1 protein-coding gene is annotated in these 427 nt (G+C 44.3%); it reads right to left on the reverse strand.

The features are described from left to right. Window positions 1–211: 211 nt before the first annotated feature. The coding region (locus tag AAEZ03_RS26000; RefSeq protein ID WP_350582614.1) for a hypothetical protein at window positions 212–427 on the reverse strand (216 nt) is incomplete at its 5' end.

The raw sequence follows: 427 nt of genomic DNA on the forward strand, positions 1-427 counted from the left end.
CCCCAGACGCGAACGTCGGAGGCTTTTGTTGCTAAGAGCTACGATAACTTTATCGTGCTTATATAATGAGCAGCATTATGTCAAAGTCATTCTGGATAAGCAATACAACTGTAAGACTAGTCTATCAAACGTGTGATTCAGTTAAGCCAATTATCGACATAAAGATGCTCATAACAACCGCCCACTTCACTGATTTTTATATCATACATACTTACATCGAGTCTAGCTGCTCAATTTTTTGCTTAAGCTTATTCATCTTATGTTGGTAACGACGAATTTTGCGGAAGCGATGCGCCTGTAGCACCCCATCGATACGGCGCTCTATCAAACGGCGGCGCGGTGGAAAGCTGACCACTTGCGGCTCTCGGTAACCATGCAAATGATTGTCACGCTTACGGGTCACATAGCCCATAGCACTGTCTAACAG

The sequence above is a fragment of the Pseudomonas sp. HY2-MNA-CIBAN-0224 genome (assembly GCF_040310285.1).
GTDB classification, from domain to species: domain Bacteria; phylum Pseudomonadota; class Gammaproteobacteria; order Pseudomonadales; family Pseudomonadaceae; genus Aquipseudomonas; species Aquipseudomonas helleri.